The 14,967-nt window shown below is 58.0% G+C and carries 14 protein-coding genes; 3 read left to right on the top strand and 11 right to left on the bottom strand.

Annotated features, from left to right (window positions below; all coding sequences use genetic code 11):
* Window positions 1–2: 2 nt before the first annotated feature.
* Together ACMYSK_RS19690 and ACMYSK_RS19695 are read left to right on the top strand one after the other, a co-directional pair.
* Complete coding sequence (locus ACMYSK_RS19690) at window positions 3–1,094, top strand: 4-oxalomesaconate tautomerase (protein ID WP_434637968.1); 1,092 nt, start codon at window positions 3–5, stop codon at window positions 1,092–1,094.
* A complete protein-coding gene (locus tag ACMYSK_RS19695) occupies window positions 1,091–1,957 on the top strand; it encodes a DUF1932 domain-containing protein (protein ID WP_434637970.1) in 867 nt (288 codons plus the stop codon). The genes ACMYSK_RS19690 and ACMYSK_RS19695 overlap by 4 nt, the downstream gene beginning before the upstream one ends.
* On the opposite strand, the gene ACMYSK_RS19700 is transcribed toward ACMYSK_RS19695, so the two are convergent.
* The 10 genes from ACMYSK_RS19700 to ACMYSK_RS19745 form a co-directional block, all read right to left on the bottom strand.
* Window positions 1,958–2,248 carry a YicS family protein gene (locus tag ACMYSK_RS19700; RefSeq protein WP_434637971.1) on the bottom strand — a complete coding sequence of 97 codons (291 nt, stop codon included), beginning with the start codon at window positions 2,246–2,248 and terminating at the stop codon, window positions 1,958–1,960.
* A gap of 103 nt (window positions 2,249–2,351) precedes the next feature.
* Window positions 2,352–3,254, bottom strand: coding sequence for a DMT family transporter (locus ACMYSK_RS19705; RefSeq protein WP_434637973.1), 903 nt, complete (start codon window positions 3,252–3,254; stop codon window positions 2,352–2,354).
* Between the two features lie 117 nt (window positions 3,255–3,371).
* Window positions 3,372–3,485: a hypothetical protein gene (locus tag ACMYSK_RS19710; RefSeq protein WP_434644237.1), complete on the bottom strand. Its 114-nt coding sequence runs from the start codon at window positions 3,483–3,485 to the stop codon at window positions 3,372–3,374.
* Window positions 3,486–3,554: 69 nt separating this feature from the next.
* Window positions 3,555–4,988 carry a PTS N-acetylmuramic acid transporter subunit IIBC gene (gene murP / locus ACMYSK_RS19715; protein ID WP_434637975.1) on the bottom strand — a complete coding sequence of 478 codons (1,434 nt, stop codon included), beginning with the start codon at window positions 4,986–4,988 and terminating at the stop codon, window positions 3,555–3,557.
* A gap of 24 nt (window positions 4,989–5,012) precedes the next feature.
* Window positions 5,013–5,915: an N-acetylmuramic acid 6-phosphate etherase gene (gene murQ, locus ACMYSK_RS19720; RefSeq protein WP_434637976.1), complete on the bottom strand. Its 903-nt coding sequence runs from the start codon at window positions 5,913–5,915 to the stop codon at window positions 5,013–5,015.
* A 164-nt stretch (window positions 5,916–6,079) separates the two neighbouring features.
* Complete coding sequence (locus tag ACMYSK_RS19725) at window positions 6,080–7,246, bottom strand: multidrug effflux MFS transporter (RefSeq protein ID WP_434637978.1); 1,167 nt, start codon at window positions 7,244–7,246, stop codon at window positions 6,080–6,082.
* A gap of 47 nt (window positions 7,247–7,293) precedes the next feature.
* Window positions 7,294–8,658 carry an efflux transporter outer membrane subunit gene (locus tag ACMYSK_RS19730; protein ID WP_434637980.1) on the bottom strand — a complete coding sequence of 455 codons (1,365 nt, stop codon included), beginning with the start codon at window positions 8,656–8,658 and terminating at the stop codon, window positions 7,294–7,296.
* A gap of 3 nt (window positions 8,659–8,661) precedes the next feature.
* A complete protein-coding gene (locus ACMYSK_RS19735) occupies window positions 8,662–11,769 on the bottom strand; it encodes an efflux RND transporter permease subunit (protein WP_434637982.1) in 3,108 nt (1,035 codons plus the stop codon).
* The gene (locus tag ACMYSK_RS19740) at window positions 11,769–12,911 is read right to left on the bottom strand and encodes an efflux RND transporter periplasmic adaptor subunit (protein ID WP_434637984.1); all 1,143 of its coding nucleotides are present in this window, start codon (window positions 12,909–12,911) and stop codon (window positions 11,769–11,771) included. Before ACMYSK_RS19740 ends, ACMYSK_RS19735 begins: the two co-directional genes overlap by 1 nt.
* Window positions 12,912–13,045: 134 nt before the next feature.
* Entirely contained in the window at window positions 13,046–13,615 is a 570-nt protein-coding gene (locus tag ACMYSK_RS19745) for a TetR/AcrR family transcriptional regulator (protein WP_434637986.1), read from the bottom strand.
* Between the two features lie 199 nt (window positions 13,616–13,814).
* Between ACMYSK_RS19745 and ACMYSK_RS19750 the strand changes: the two genes are divergently transcribed.
* Window positions 13,815–14,264, top strand: a complete 450-nt coding sequence (locus tag ACMYSK_RS19750; RefSeq protein ID WP_434637988.1) for a GNAT family N-acetyltransferase — start codon at window positions 13,815–13,817, stop codon at window positions 14,262–14,264.
* Here ACMYSK_RS19750 and ACMYSK_RS19755 read toward each other — a convergent pair.
* The gene (locus tag ACMYSK_RS19755; RefSeq protein ID WP_434637990.1) at window positions 14,261–14,908 is read right to left on the bottom strand and encodes a TetR/AcrR family transcriptional regulator; all 648 of its coding nucleotides are present in this window, start codon (window positions 14,906–14,908) and stop codon (window positions 14,261–14,263) included. The genes ACMYSK_RS19750 and ACMYSK_RS19755 overlap by 4 nt on opposite strands.
* Window positions 14,909–14,967 lie beyond the last annotated feature (59 nt).

Here is a 14,967-nt window from a genome sequence, read left to right on the forward strand (position 1 = left end):
AGATGGCACAACGCAAAATACCGTGTCTGCTGATGCGCGGTGGCACCTCGAAAGCCGCCTGTTTTCTGGCGGACGATCTGCCGTCGGATGTCACGCTGCGAGATGCGGTGCTGCTGGCCGCCATGGGCTCACCGGATGCCCGGCAAATTGACGGCATCGGCGGGGCCGATCCGCTTACCAGCAAAGTCGCGATTATTCGCCGCTCCGCACGGCCTGAGGCCGATGTTGATTACCTGTTTGCCCAGGTGAATGTCGATCGCGCGGAGGTGGATTACGGGCAGAACTGCGGCAACATTCTCGCCGCCGTTGGCCCGTTTGCTATCGAACGCGGTCTGATCAGACACTCCGCACCGCTGACCCAGGTACGTATTTTTATGGAGAATACCGGCCAGTTGGCGATTGCCGATGTTCCCTGTGATGACGACGGGGTTGAGTACGCGGGCGAAACGCGCATTGACGGTGTTCCGGGCAGCGCCAGCCGAATTGTCCTTAATTTTCTCGATGTGGCGGGCTCCAGCTGCGGTTCGCTGCTGCCAACCGGCTGCGCCCGCGATCGCTTTGACGGTATCGACGTCACCTGTATTGATAACGGCATGCCGGTGGTGGTGGTGCGCGCCCGCGACCTTGGCCGCAGCGGCTATGAAACCCGAGAGCAGCTGGATAACGATGACGAGCTGAAGCAGCGGCTGGAGTCGATACGGCTCCAGGCCGGGCCACGTATGAATCTGGGGGATGTCGCCCGGCGAACGGTGCCGAAAATGACCCTGATTGCCGGTCCGCGCGAAGGCGGCACCCTCAGCAGCCGGACGTTTATTCCCCACCGCTGCCACGCATCGATTGGCGTCTTTGGCGCGGTGAGCGTTGCCTGCGCCTGCCTGATCCCCGGTTCGGTTGCCGAGGGGCTGGCACAGATCGGCGAAAGCGGGAATGTGATGATAAGCGTTGAACACCCGACCGGCGAGTTCAGCGTGGCGCTCCAGCGCAGCGAGCAGGGTGACGTGGTGGGCTGCGGTCTGCTGCGCACGGCGCGCCTGCTGTTTTCCGGCGACGTGTGTATTCCGGCCCGTATCTGGCCCGTGGAGGAGTCAGCATGACGACGATAACATTTATTGGTTTTGGCGAGGCGGGCGGCATTCTGGCGGCTGATTTAGCTCGCAATAATGAGGTCACCGTCTGGGACTGTAAACTGAACGGCCCTGAGCGCGAGGCGATGCGGGATAAGGCCCGTCGGGCTGGCGTCCGGGCGGCGGATTCGCTGGCGCAGGCGCTGGAGGGGGCGACGCTGATTTTTTCCACCGTGACGGCGGGGTCCGCGTTGGACGTGGCGCGATTGGTGGCGGAGTCTGTCGGTGCAGGTGGCTATTTTCTTGACTTAAACTCGGTGGCGCCGGCGACCAAGCGACAGGCGGCTGGTGGCTTTTTGCCGGGTGTTTATGTCGACGTGGCAGTCATGGCACCGGTGCCGCCAGCGCGGCTGAAAACGCCGCTGCTGATTGGCGGCCCGCAGGCGCGTGAAGTTGCGGACCTGCTACAGGCGCTGGGGCTGAATGCCCGCTATGGCGCGGATGAGGTGGGCAGCGTATCGGCGATAAAAATGTGCCGGAGCGTCATGATTAAAGGGCTGGAAGCGCTGACGACCGAATGCCTGTTTGCCGCCCGTGAGTACGGCGTGGAAGAGGACGTGCTGGCCTCGCTGCATGCCAGCTTCCCGTCGCTGGGCTGGGACGGCGCATTTTCGGGGTACTTGATTAGCCGGGTGGCTGAACACGGTATTCGCCGTAGTGAAGAGATGGAAGAGGTGGTGAAAACGCTGCGCGATGCGGGTGGCGCGGGGCTGATGAGCCAGGCTACGGCGCAAACGCAACGCCAGCTGCCGCAAAGCATGGCCGCACGTGGCCTGAGCTATGCACAGCTGGCGCCGTTCGACTGGAAAGCGTTGGCGGCTAAGCTGAAATGATTAGATTGCCGGGCAGCTGATTTTATCGATGGCTGCCTGATAACCCTTCTGGTTGTTGCGCTCTTTCGCCAGGGTAGCTTCCCGGACATATTCCTGATTTGCCTGAGAGGCGAGGATTTTATTGGCAAACTCGGTATCGCTCAGGGTGGCCTTCGGCGCACATTTTTCCTTCACCGCTTTTAACACCAGCTGCTTTTGTTGCTCGAACTGCAGACTTTTCAGCGGTGATTCGGCCCAGGCCGCCGTCGCGCTGAGGGTGGTAACCAGGCACAATATCCAACACGCTTTCATGGTGCTTCTCCTCAAATAGTAGCTTCAGTCAACTATATGCGCAGGACGCAAAACACGCAAATCATCATAAGATTAAGTTGTTTAAAATCAGGTGATTGCTTTTCTATGTTACCCGCACCCGGCGCCTTGAATCTACGGCGATCAGCACCACGGACGACAGAATAAGCAGGGTGCCGAGCCAGTCCGGCAGCGTAAAAGTGATGCCCAGCAGCAGGAGCGACAGCAGAGCGCTGCTCAGCGGCTCGGCGCAGCTGAGAATCCCCGCTTTCGCGCCGCCGATCTTTTGCGCACCGTTTAAATAGAGGCTGAAGGTTAGCGAGGTGCCGATCACGACCAGATAGAAAAATGCCAGCAGCAGACGGCCATTCACAACAAAGTTGGTGCCCTGGCCGCCGTAGAACGGTAGCAGCATTGCTCCGCCTATCAGCATGCTCCAGCCGACGATTGGCAGCGTGCCGTACCGGGCGATGAGCGTTGACGGCCAGGTGGTATAAAACGCGGCGGCAAATGCCGAGGCTACCCCCCATAGCAGCGCCGAGGGGGAAATGGATAACGTGGTGGGGTTGCCGTGGGTCACCAGCAGGAACGTACCCGCCAGCGACGTCCCGATGGCTGCCAGCACCAGCGGCCCGGGTCGCGTTTTGCGCGCCAGTGCAAACCAGCCGACGATAATGGTCGGCGACAGGAATTGCAGCACCGTCGCGGTTGCGGCGTTCGATTTCTCGATGGTCATCAGGAAGGTGTACTGCACGGTCAGTGCGCCGAACAATGAAAAGAACAGCAGGCTTAAGGCATCTTTACGGTTTTGCAGGACGCGGAAAATTTTGTCGCCGTGGACGAAAGAGAGCATCAGGAGAATCAGGCCAGCGAACAGCAGGCGCGTCATGGTCAGAAACGGCGAAGACATCTGGCTTTGCTGCATAATGTACTGCGCACAAACGCCGGAACTGCCCCATAGCACCGCAGCTATCAGTACGTTCAGCATCCCTTTTTTGCTGGAGCCCATCTTTTCCTCGAGTGAAATAGCGCAAAGCGGGCATCATAGCATGAGCCGAGGACCCGAAGGCGGACAGGAAATGGTAGTCGGGAAGCAAACTGGATGGGGCTTGGCGCCAGGGGGAAGTTAAATCCCGTCAAAAAAATCTATTGACGCGTTAACGACTTCACGTTGGTGATGGAGATGACAAACCTCTTCCCCCAGAACGTGTTGTGGGATGCTGGCAAGTGCGTGAGTCATCACGACGTATTATCAACCCGCCATCTGGCGGGTTATATCATGTACACCGTGATGTATCCGGTCCGCGTCCTAGCTCAAATCAACGTTTTTACTGCCGAACAGCCAGGTAAAGGCAAAGCCGCACAGATAGGCCACCGCTAACCCTGCGGCGTAAACCGCCATACCGGCGTAGATCCCGCTGGCGGAGGTCATCAGCGGCAGCGCCACCAGGCCAGAAGGGCCGAACACCGTGTTCAGACCTACCGGCAGCCCCAGCCATGCCACCAGACCGAGGAAGAAGCCGCCGCAGGCTCCGCCGATACAGGCGGTGATAAATGGCTTCATGCGCGGCAGGGTCACGCCGTAAATCAGCGGTTCGCCAATGCCGAGAAAGCCGGGAATAATCGCCCCTTTAATCTGGGTACGCAGCATTGAGCCGTGCTTCGCCCGCCAGTACAGCGCCAGCGCCGCGCCGACCTGCCCGGCTCCTGCCATGGCCAGAATCGGGAACAGCGAGTTAAATCCCTGGGCATCGACCAGCGCAAAATAGACCGGTACGAAGCCCTGATGGACGCCGAACATCACCGCCAGCAGGAACAGCCCGGCGAGCACCGCTGAGCCGAACGGGTTACCGTTGAGATGCAGGAACAGCCATGACATCCCGGTAAACAGCCAGCCACCGAGAGGCATGATGACCGTAAAAGTCACCGCCCCCATAATCAGCAGCGTGACCGCCGAGGTGAGGATCATATCGAGGTTGGCCGGCATCACGCGGCGCACCTGTTTTTCTACCCACGCGCCGAGAATCGAGGCGATCAGCACGCCGATGATATTACCGCGCGGGTCGATGCCGTGGCCGAAGAAGGTGGTGATCCCGGCGTAGAATCCGCTGGTGGCCTCGGGGTTATAGCCGAGGACAAACAGCGAAGCGATAATAGCGCCGTTAACCCCGGAACCACCGAACGCCTTCTGTGCGTTATAGCCAATCAGGATACTCAGGAAGGTGAACATCCCTTTGCTGAAGACTTTCATGTAGCCGATCAGCGCCATCAGAGAGGCGTTGGGATGGGCATTCTCCAGCACGAACATCTGCTCAGCCAGCGTCGCGAAGCCGAGCAGCAGGCCCACTGCGATAAAACCGGGGATCAGCGGGGTAAAAATAGTGGCGAATTTAGCGAGAAACTTCTGTACGCCGCTGGTTTGCTTGCTTTTCAGCGCCTGCTTTTTCTCTGCCGCCACATCCGCCAGAGAGGGCGCGTCGGTCGGCGTCTCTTCCAGCAGCCCGTTCATCATTTCCGCGGCGGTTTGCGCCTTGCCGGGGCCGAGGACTACCTGAAACTGCTCATCGCTGACGATAACGCCCATCACGCCTTCAATCTGGCGGATGGCGGCGCTATCGGCGAGCTGTTCATCACGCAAGGTGAGCCGCAGGCGAGTCATACAGTTCCCCGCCTGGGCGACGTTACCGGCCCCGCCGACATGCGTAAGGATCCGCGCTATCATCTCTTTATTTATTTTTGCCATTGCACGTTACCTGGTTATCGGCGCTTAGGTATTGCTCAGCGCTTTGCGGATATAGCCGTCATTTTTTGCCAGCAGGGATTGTGCTTCTGCGGCGCTAAGACCGGCCAGCACCATCACAATGGCCGTTTTACAATGGCGACCACAGGCGTCCAACGCGCTTTGCGCCGTCGCGCGATCGCAGTCGGTCGCTTCCATGACGATCGACACCTGGCGCTCAATCAGCTTCGCGTTTGTCGCTTCAACGTCAACCATCAGGTTGCTGTAAACCTTACCGACGCGGATCATGGCCCCGGTGGAAATCATATTCAGGACCAGCTTCTGCGCGGTGCCTGCTTTCAGACGGGTGGAGCCGGTGACCACTTCCGGACCGACGACCGGAGTGATGGCGACGTCGGCCAGGCGGGCCATTTCACCGTGCGGGTTGCAGCTAACGATAGCCACAAAAGCGTTCTGGCTGTGGGCATATTCCATGGCGCCAATAACATAGGGTGTACGCCCGCTGGCGGCCAGGCCAACCAGCACATCGCGGTGACTGAAGTTGAGGTTTTGCAGATCCATAGCGCCCTGCGCTTTGTTGTCTTCGACGTTTTCAACGGCGCTCAGAATCGCTTTGTGGCCACCGGCGATAATCCCGACCACCTGCTCCGGACGCGTACCAAAAGTCGGCGGGCATTCGCTGGCATCCAGGATCCCCAGACGACCGGAGGTGCCGGCACCGATGTAAATCAGGCGTCCGCCGGCCTGTAACGCCGCGGCTACCTTGTCGACGACCTGGGCAATCTGCGGCAAATAGGGCGCGATCGCGTGGGGCACCTGCTGGTCTTCCTGGTTAATAACCGTCAGCATGTCGACGGTGGACAGGGTGTCTATATTGGCGCTATTGGCATTGCGGCGCTCGGTCAGCAGCGCGCTCAGGTCGATACTCATATAAAAACCTCATCAGTGACAGTGAGCAGAGATTCTAAGGAATTAATTATTCCTTTCATGTGAAGGTTATCACGATTAACACGCAATGAATAATACGAGATTTACAGGTATGGCGGGAGATGGTGCAGTAATAATAGTGGAATATTTTATTACTGCACCTTTAATCAGTGGGCAGGCGTTGGCTTTTGCAGACCGAAGAAGAGGGCGATCAGATAGCTGACTGCCATGGCGAAACTCATTTTCAACATCGTTTCTCCCCCGAGCCCGGCCAGCGGCGCGGCAATACCGCCGCAGACAAACATCAGGGTTCCCATCAGCGCCGATGCGGTGCCCGACTGCGCGCTGCTGACCGCACTCATCGCCTTTGACCCGGCAACGGTACTGATACCGCTCATGAACGCCACGGTGAAGAACAGACCGATCAGCGCCGGCAGCGGCAGATGCAGCCAGGCGAGAGCCAGCGTGATTAACGCACACAGGGCCGCCAGAATCAGGCCGGTGCTCAGCAGTGTATCGGCGCGATAGCGGCGTGAGAGGCGAGAGAAGATCTGCGCGGTGATAATCAGCCCGATACCGTTGAGGCCGAACAGCAGGCTGAACTGTAGCGCCGTCATGCCGTATTCGTTCTGAATCACGAACGACGATGAGCCGATGTATGAGAACAAACCGGCCATCATAAAGGCCTGAATCAGGCAGTAGCGCATAAAGGGACGGTTTTTCAGTACCGGAGTATCGCTTTGCTGCTGTGCGGCGGCGGCGGTGTTTTTACCCGGCAGCGTTTCACGCAGCACCGTCAGGCTCAGGAGCAGCAGTACGCCACCAATACCGGCCATCGCCCAGAACAGAATACGCCAGTCGAAGGCGGTAATGATGTAGCCGCCAATGACCGGCGACACGACCGGAGCGATGCCGTTGACGGTCATCAGCATGGCGAAGAACTGGGTCAGTTGGGTGCCCTGATACTTATCGCGTGCAATAGAACGGGAGAGTACGGAACCGCCGGCCCCGGCGAAGCCCTGCAGAAAACGCCAGCCGATCAGCATATGAATATCGTAGGTTGTGGCGCACATCACCGACGAAAAAATAAACAGCAGCAATGACAGCGCCAGCGGTTTTTTACGCCCGATACGGTCGCTCAGTGGGCCAAAAAACAGCTGTCCGAGACCAAGACCGATCAGCGCCGCGGTCAGGGAGAGCTGGGTTTGCGTACCGGTGGCGCTCAATTGTTGGGTAATATCCGGCAGCGCAGGTAGATAGAAGTCGGTGCACAGCGGGCCGATGGCGGTTAACAGACCAAGAATTAACGCCCAGGAGAGGGAGATGCGTGGCATAAAAACTCCTTTAGCATACCGGGCGTTGCCGCCCGGTTGAAATCGATTTAGCTGGCGCCGCCTCCCAGCGACTGCCAGAGCGTGATGCGGTTTTCCAGATCGGTTTGTTGCAGAGATATCAGCGTGGCCTGCGCCGACCACAGCGTGCGCTGGGCGGTCAGAACCGACAGATAATCGCCGACGCCCGTCTGATATCGCTTCATCGCAATGTCCAGCGAGGTCTGCTCTGCGGCCACATACTGACGCTGGGCATCCAGCTGTTCGCTCAGGGTTTCCCGGCGCGCCAGCGCATCGGCCACGTCTTTGAAGGCGCTCTGAATGCTTTTCTCATAGGTGGCGATAAGCCCTTTTTTCTCTGCTTCCGCATAGCGTAGCTGGGCCAGATTGCTCCCGCCGGTAAACAGCGGCAGGCTGATCGACGGGGCAAATGACCAGACCTGCATCCCGTGGCTGAACAGGGACGATAGCGAATCGCTGCCCACACCAGCGCTGGCGGTCAGGGAGATGGACGGGAAGAAGTTGGCCCGTGCCGCACCGATATCCGCATTGGCGCTCTTCAGATTGTGCTCCGCTTCCTGAATATCCGGGCGGCGCAGCAGGACCGATGACGACACCCCGGCCGGTACCAGGGTAATGCTGTTATCGCCCAGGCTTTCCAGCGTGCCGGGCAGCAGGCTGTCTGGCACGGTTTCACCGGCCAGTAAATTGAGCGCATTTTTGTCCTGCGCAACCTGAGTACGGTAGCTGGCAACGCTGGCGCGTGCCTGCTGATAAACGCTTTCGGCATCGCTGAGATCGCCTGCGGATGCGGTACCCACCGCCATCTGGCGGGCGACAATTTTGCGCGAGTTATCTGCGCTGGCCAGGGTCTGCTGGGCCAGCGCCAGATTACTGTTATCCGCCGCAAGCGTGACCCAGGCGGTTGTCAGATCGGCAATCATCGTCAGACGCGTATTCTGCGCAGTGTATTCACTGGCAAGCCAGGTTTCCCGCGCTGCCCGCGATAAACTTTGATTCTTACCAAACAGATCCAGCTCGAAGCTGGAAACGGCGCCGTCGGCCTGTGACGATGAGGTGAGGCCGCTGGCCACCGTTTTACTGCGGGTGTGGCTAAGTTCGGCGTCAACGGTCGGGAACAGCGTCGCACGAGTTTCGCCATACTGTGCGCGGGCGGCCTCTATGTCGGCAAGCGCTTTCTGCACATCGCGGTTGCTGGTCAGCGACATGTTGACCACTTTTTTGAGCCGCGCATCGTTCACCACCTGCTGCCAGCTGCCGACAACCGTTGTGGCTTCGCCGTGGGTACCGGGGAGCGTGGCGGGAACCGGCGCCGCCGGGCGGCTGTAGTCCGGATCGAGCGAGACACAGCCGGCGGTCAGGAGCGCGACAAAAACTAACGTAAAACGAAACATAACTTACTCCTGAGTAGGGCGTCGGCGGGTGAACAGACGTTTCACCAGCACAAAGAACAGGGGAACGAAGAATACCGCCAGCAGCGTTGCGGTCAGGGTGCCGCCGATAATGCCGGTACCTATCGCCACGCGGCTGTTGGCCCCTGCGCCGGTCGCCACCGCCAGCGGCAGCACCCCGGCGATAAACGCCAGTGAGGTCATCACGATAGGGCGCAGGCGGGTTTGCGCTGCCCGCAGCGCGGCGCGTGACAGCGAATAACCCTCATCCACCGCCGCCTCGGCAAACTCAACGATCAGAATGGCGTTCTTCGACGACAGACCGATGGTGGTCAACAGCGCAACCTGGAAGTAGACATCGTTGTTCAGGTCGCGGATCCACGCCGCGAGTGCGGCGCCGAGCAGGCCCAGCGGAATAACCATAATCACCGAGAACGGTACGGACCAGCTCTCATACAGCGCCGCGAGACACAGGAACACCACCAGAATCGAGATGGCGTACAGGCTCATGGCCTGGCCGCTGGCCAGCTTTTCCTGTAGCGACATGCCGCTCCACGCCCAGGTGGTCCCTGCTGGCAGGCTGTCGGCCAGCGCTTCCATTTTGTCCATGGCTGCCCCGGAGCTGAAGCCGGTGGCATTCTCGCCCTGGATTTCGTAGGCGGCGGAGCCGTTGTAGCGCACAAGGCTTTCCGGGCCATATTCCCAATGAGTGGTGGCAAACGCGGAGAACGGCGTCATGCTGTCATCGCTGCCGCGCACGAACCATTTCCCGAGATCGGACGGTACGGCGCGGGCGTCGCTATTCCCCTGGATATAAACCTTTTTCACACGTCCGCGATCGATAAAGTCATTCACGTAGGTGCCGCCCCATGCGCTGGAGAGTGTATCGGTCACATCGCTCAGCGACAGCCCCAGTGAAACGGCTTTGTTGTTGTCGATATCGACCTGCAGCTGCGGCATTTGTGGCAGGTCATTGGCGCGGACCGACTGGAGCTCCGGACTTTGATTGGCGGCGGCCAGCAGCTGGCTGCGCATCTTCATCAGGCTCTCACGATCGGTACCGCCGCTGGACATCAGCTCAAAGGTAAAGCCGTTGCTCTGGCCCAAACCATCTACCGACGGCGGGGTCATGGCAAACAGGGACGCATCGCGGATGCTGCTGAGTTCTTTGGTGGCACGCAGGGCGATTGCCTGAGCGGTGTTTTCTGCCCCTTTACGCTCGGACCAGTTTTTCAGCGATACGAAGGCCATCCCGGCGTTTTGGCCGCTGCCGCTAAAGCTGAAACCATCGACGGTAAAGATAACGTTGGTATTGGCTTTCTCTTTGGTCAGGAACCAGTCGGTCACCTGGCGGCGAACCTCAGCGGTGCGCACGGCGGTGGCGCCTGCCGGGAGGGTGTACTGGACCATGATTTCGCCCTGATCCTCTACCGGCAGGAAGCTGCCCGGTAGTTTCCACATGGCCAGCGCCATCGCCGCGCAAATGACGGTAAAGGCGCCCATCATGATGGCCGAGCGGCGCAGGCCGCCCAGAACGCGATGCTGATAGCCCTGCTCCGTACGGCCCCACAGACGGTTAAATGCCCCGAAGAACCCTTTAGTGTGTGGTTTTGAATGGGAGAGCAGCGCGCCGCACAGCGCCGGGGTTAAGGTGAGAGCGACCACCACCGACAGCATCATTGCCGAGATAATGGTGACCGAGAACTGGCGATAAATAACCCCGGTTGAGCCGCCGAAGAAGGCCATAGGCAGGAAGACCGCCGACAGGACGAGGGCGATGGCGATCAGCGCACCGGAGATTTCCCCCATCGATTTTTCAGTGGCTTCGCTGGCCGGTAGCCCTTCGTCGCGCATAATACGCTCGACGTTTTCCACCACCACGATGGCGTCATCTACCAGCAGGCCGATGGCCAGTACCATCGCAAACAGGGTCAAGGTGTTGATGGAATAGCCGAACAACGCCAGCACGCCAAAGGTACCGAGCAGTACGACCGGCACCGCGACCGCCGGGATCAGCGTGGCGCGGAAATTTTGCAAGAACAGGTACATCACGCAGACGACCAGTATGATGGCTTCAAACAGCGTCTGAATCACGTCTTCGACCGAGATTTTGATGAACTCGGTGCTGTCTTTCGGGTAGGCGATATCGTAGCCCTGCGGCATCTGACGCTGGAATTCGGCAATCGTGCTTTTTACCCGCGTAGCGGTATCCAGCGCGTTGGCACCTGGCGCCATCATGACGGCGATACCGGCAGACGGATGGCCGTTAAGGTTTGAGGTGGCGGTGTAATCTTCGCTGCCCATTTCGACGCTGGCAACGTCGCCGAGATGCACGACCGAGCCGTCAGACTTGCTTTTTACAATGATGTTTTTGAACTGATCGACGGTTTGCAGCCGCGATTGCGCGCGGACGGTGGCCGTCAGCTGCTGAGCGCTGGAAGATGGCAGGGCGCCGATTTTACCGGCGGAAATCTGTACGTTCTGCGCTTCAATAGCCGTTTGTACATCGGAAGGCATTAACGAATAGGAAGCCAGTTTGGTCGGATCCATCCAGATACGCATCGCGTATTCCGCGCCGAACACCTGGAGACTACCGACCCCCTCAACGCGCGCCAGCGGGTCCTGCATATTGCTGACCAGCCAGTCGGCGATATCGGAGCTGGTGGCCTTGTCGGTTTTGTCATAGACCGCGAGGATCAGCAGGAAGCTGCTCTGCGATTTAACCACCGTCACGCCGGACTGCTGCACCTCGCTCGGCAGGCGCGATTCGGCCTGCTGCACTTTATTCTGTACCTGAACCTGGGCAGTATCCGGGTCGGTACCTTGCTCGAAGGTGACGTTAATACTGACTGAACCGTCTGAGCTGCTGGTGGAGGTGAAATAGAGTAGGTTATCCAGCCCGGTCAACTGCTGTTCAATAACCTGGGTTACGCTGTTTTCCAGCGTTTCGGCCGAGGCCCCGGTGTAGGTGGCAGAGATTTTTACCGACGGTGGCGCCACGTCCGGGTATTGCGCCACGGGCAATGTGCGAATGGCGAGCACCCCGGCGAGCATAATCAGAATCGCGATAACCCAGGCGAAAACCGGGCGTCGTACGAAGAAGCGGGAGAACATCAGGCGTTGCCTCCGTTAGTGCTGGCTGCAACGGCTTTGCTGACTTCAACGGCTTTCACCTGCTGGCCGACGCTCGCTTTGCTGGTGCCTTCGACGATTAACCGGTCACCGCTCTTCAGGCCGTTAACCACCAGCCATTTGTCACCGTAGGTTTCGCCGGTTTCGACTTCGCGCTGCTCCACTTTGTTGTCGCCATCGACGATAAGTGCGGTGGCGTTGCCTTTCGCATCACGGGTAATACCCTGCTGCGGCGCCAGAATCGCGTCGTCCATTACCCCTTCATCGACGTGAGCGCGTACGAACATTCCCGGCAGCAGGACATGCTGCGGATTCGGGAAGACCGCGCGCAGCGTGACTGACCCGGTGGATTCATCTACCGCGACTTCGGTCAGTGCCAGATGGCCTTTTTCGCTGTAGGTGCTGCCATCTTCCAGGGTTAACGTCACGTTGAGCGTATTGCCGTTGGTTGCCAGGGTTTGTTTACGCAACCGCAGCAGATCGACGCTGGAACGGGTGAGGTCAACATACATGGTGTCGAGACCACGGATGGTTGCCAGGGCGGTATCCTGATCGGCGGAAACCAGCGCGCCTGGAGTGATGGATGAAATGCCGATGCGCCCGGCAATCGGTGCGGTAACGGTGGTCCAGTTCAGATTAATGCGGGCACTCTCCAGCGCCGCTTTTTTCGACTCGACGCTGGCTTTGTCCTGATTACAGGTCGATATCGCATCGTCGGCATCCTGACGCGATACGCCGTTGTCTTTAACCAGCGCCGCGTAGCGCTGGGCTTTCTGACAGTCGGACACCACCAGAGACTGCGCCTGTTTCAACGCGGCGGCGGCTTCGTTATAGGCCGCACGATAGCTGGAAGGGTCGATTTGATACAGCGCCTGGCCGGCTTTGACCATGTCACCTTCGGTGAACAGGCGTTTTTGAATAATGCCGCCGACCTGTGGGCGTACCTCGGCGCTCAATGACGCCGTCGTGCGCCCGGTTAGTTCGCTGACCACGGAAACGGGCTGACTTTTCAGCGTCACGACGCCCACTTCCGGTGTCATCTGTGGCGGAGCTGATGTTTGGGCATTATCGCATCCACTCAGGATAAATAATGCCGCTGCGATGGGGAGTATGGTGTATTTCATTATATATTCTCTGGGTGAACGACGTCCTCCCCGTTAATTAAATAACGGGGCTCAGGCCAGGCGATGACGCATCTCCGAACAACGGAAACGACAAAAGGGAATTTAAAATTCCCTGTTTATTAGTTGTGGGCTAATTATTCTATCATTAGCAACATAGTGGTTATTTCCCGATACAGTTTCTCAAGTACTTCTGGTTCTACCGTTTGTGGAACAAGACGGCGGTAAATCGTCCCTTCCATCATGACTGCCGTGATTTCAACACAGCAGCGAACGCGTTCATCGCTAAGATGCGGATGCATTTTGTGGATGTGCGCACAGGCGTTGGCAAACATGCGCTTGTCCGCCTCAATCATCATGGCGGCGATGTGCGGGTTACGCGTCGCTTCTGCGGCCATTTCCAGCATCAATGCGTCGTCATCTTCGTCTAACGTTTGCCGCCAGGCGAGCGCGCGCGGGATCTGGTCCGTTTGCGTTTTTCCGTCCATTTCCGCGATGCGATAATCGATGATGCGGCGGATCATTTCCGCAATAATGGCGTCTTTATTGGCAAAGTAGCGGTATATTTGTCCGACGCTTAGCCTGGCCTCGCTGGCGATTTGTGCCATGCTGGCTCCGTGAAAACCATGGCGGCGAAAGCAGTGACGTGCGGCAGCGATGATTTCATCCTGCCGAAGCTTTTGGCGAGTAGCCAGTGCATTGCTCATGGTTTTCTCCGTAGCGGTAAGAGTGAGAATGATCATTCTCATTTTTTCTTCATTATACGTTTCCGGTAGGTGATGAAAAGGTTTTTTTAATTAAAAATAAGCAATGAAAATTTAGACAGGAAATAATGGAGAAAATAAGTATTTTTTGTGAAATTCAGGGCAGGGATATCTTCATAATATTGAATTAAGGAGAATAAAGGTGGCGCTAATAGTGACAAGAAGTATTAATCCGGCGGACCAGGAAGAACTGCTGACGGGACTACGTGAATACAATTTGCGTTATCTTGACCCGGAACAATTTGGTGAGATCGGCGTGTATATGCGCGATGAGGCAGGGGTGATGGTCGGTGGTCTGATTGCGAAAAGAAAAGCTAACTGGCTGTGTATTGAGTATTTGTGGGTCAGTGAAGCGGCACGCGGCAGTGGCCTCGGTAGCACGCTGATGCGTGAGGCAGAAAACCAGGCGCAGGAAGAGGGATGCCAACACGTCCTGGTCGATACCTTCAGTTTCCAGGCCCTGCCGTTTTATCAAAAACAGGGCTATCAGCTGCAAATGTCGCTACCTGATTTCCCACATGCCGGGATGGCGCGTCACTACCTGTCGAAAGCGCTGTCGCCCGATCGACAGATAAACCCCGAGGCGTCTTAACCGGCAATCCCCTGGCGGATGAGCGTCAGCGCGTGGCTGACAATCGTCTGTCGGGAAACGGATGCTAAGCGCTTGTCAGTACGCAGGCGGGAAAACGGCACCAGCACCAGGCTAATCAGAGTGGTGAACAGCAGCTCCGGCGACAGGGCCGGGTTGAGTTTGCCCTCTTCCTGCCAGCGCTTCACCGTTGCCAGCGTCCGGTGGTATTTATCTTCGCCAAAGCGCGCGTGCATATGCTGACGCAGTACCGGCATTTCACCAATGACCTCCTGCATCCACAGCGGGGCAAACCAGTTATTTTTCTCTGCCAGCGTGCCCAGCGCCTCGATCAGTAAGGTGAAAGCCGTCAGCGGATCATCCGGATGTTCGATAAAAATCTGGCCGATTTCATTGCGTAAAGGCATAAAGCGCTCTTCCAGCAACTGGTCGACTAACGTTTCCCGTGAGCTGAAATAGTAGTGCAGCATCGCCGGCGTCACCCCGGCCTCTTTGGCAATTGCGTTGAGGGAGGTATGGGCGATGCCCTGGCGGGAAAACAGCGCCAGCGCAATATCCATCAGCTGTTCGCGGCTGGCCGTACCGGGTTTTTTACCCCGTGGACGACCTGGACGACGAGGGACATCATTGTCTTTTTGTGCTGCCATTTCTTCGTGCTCTCTTGACGTGGTTCATCATTTCCCTAAATATTAATTATACATTTAAT

It is taken from the genome of Klebsiella sp. I138, from assembly GCF_051131765.1.
Classification (GTDB): domain Bacteria; phylum Pseudomonadota; class Gammaproteobacteria; order Enterobacterales; family Enterobacteriaceae; genus Klebsiella.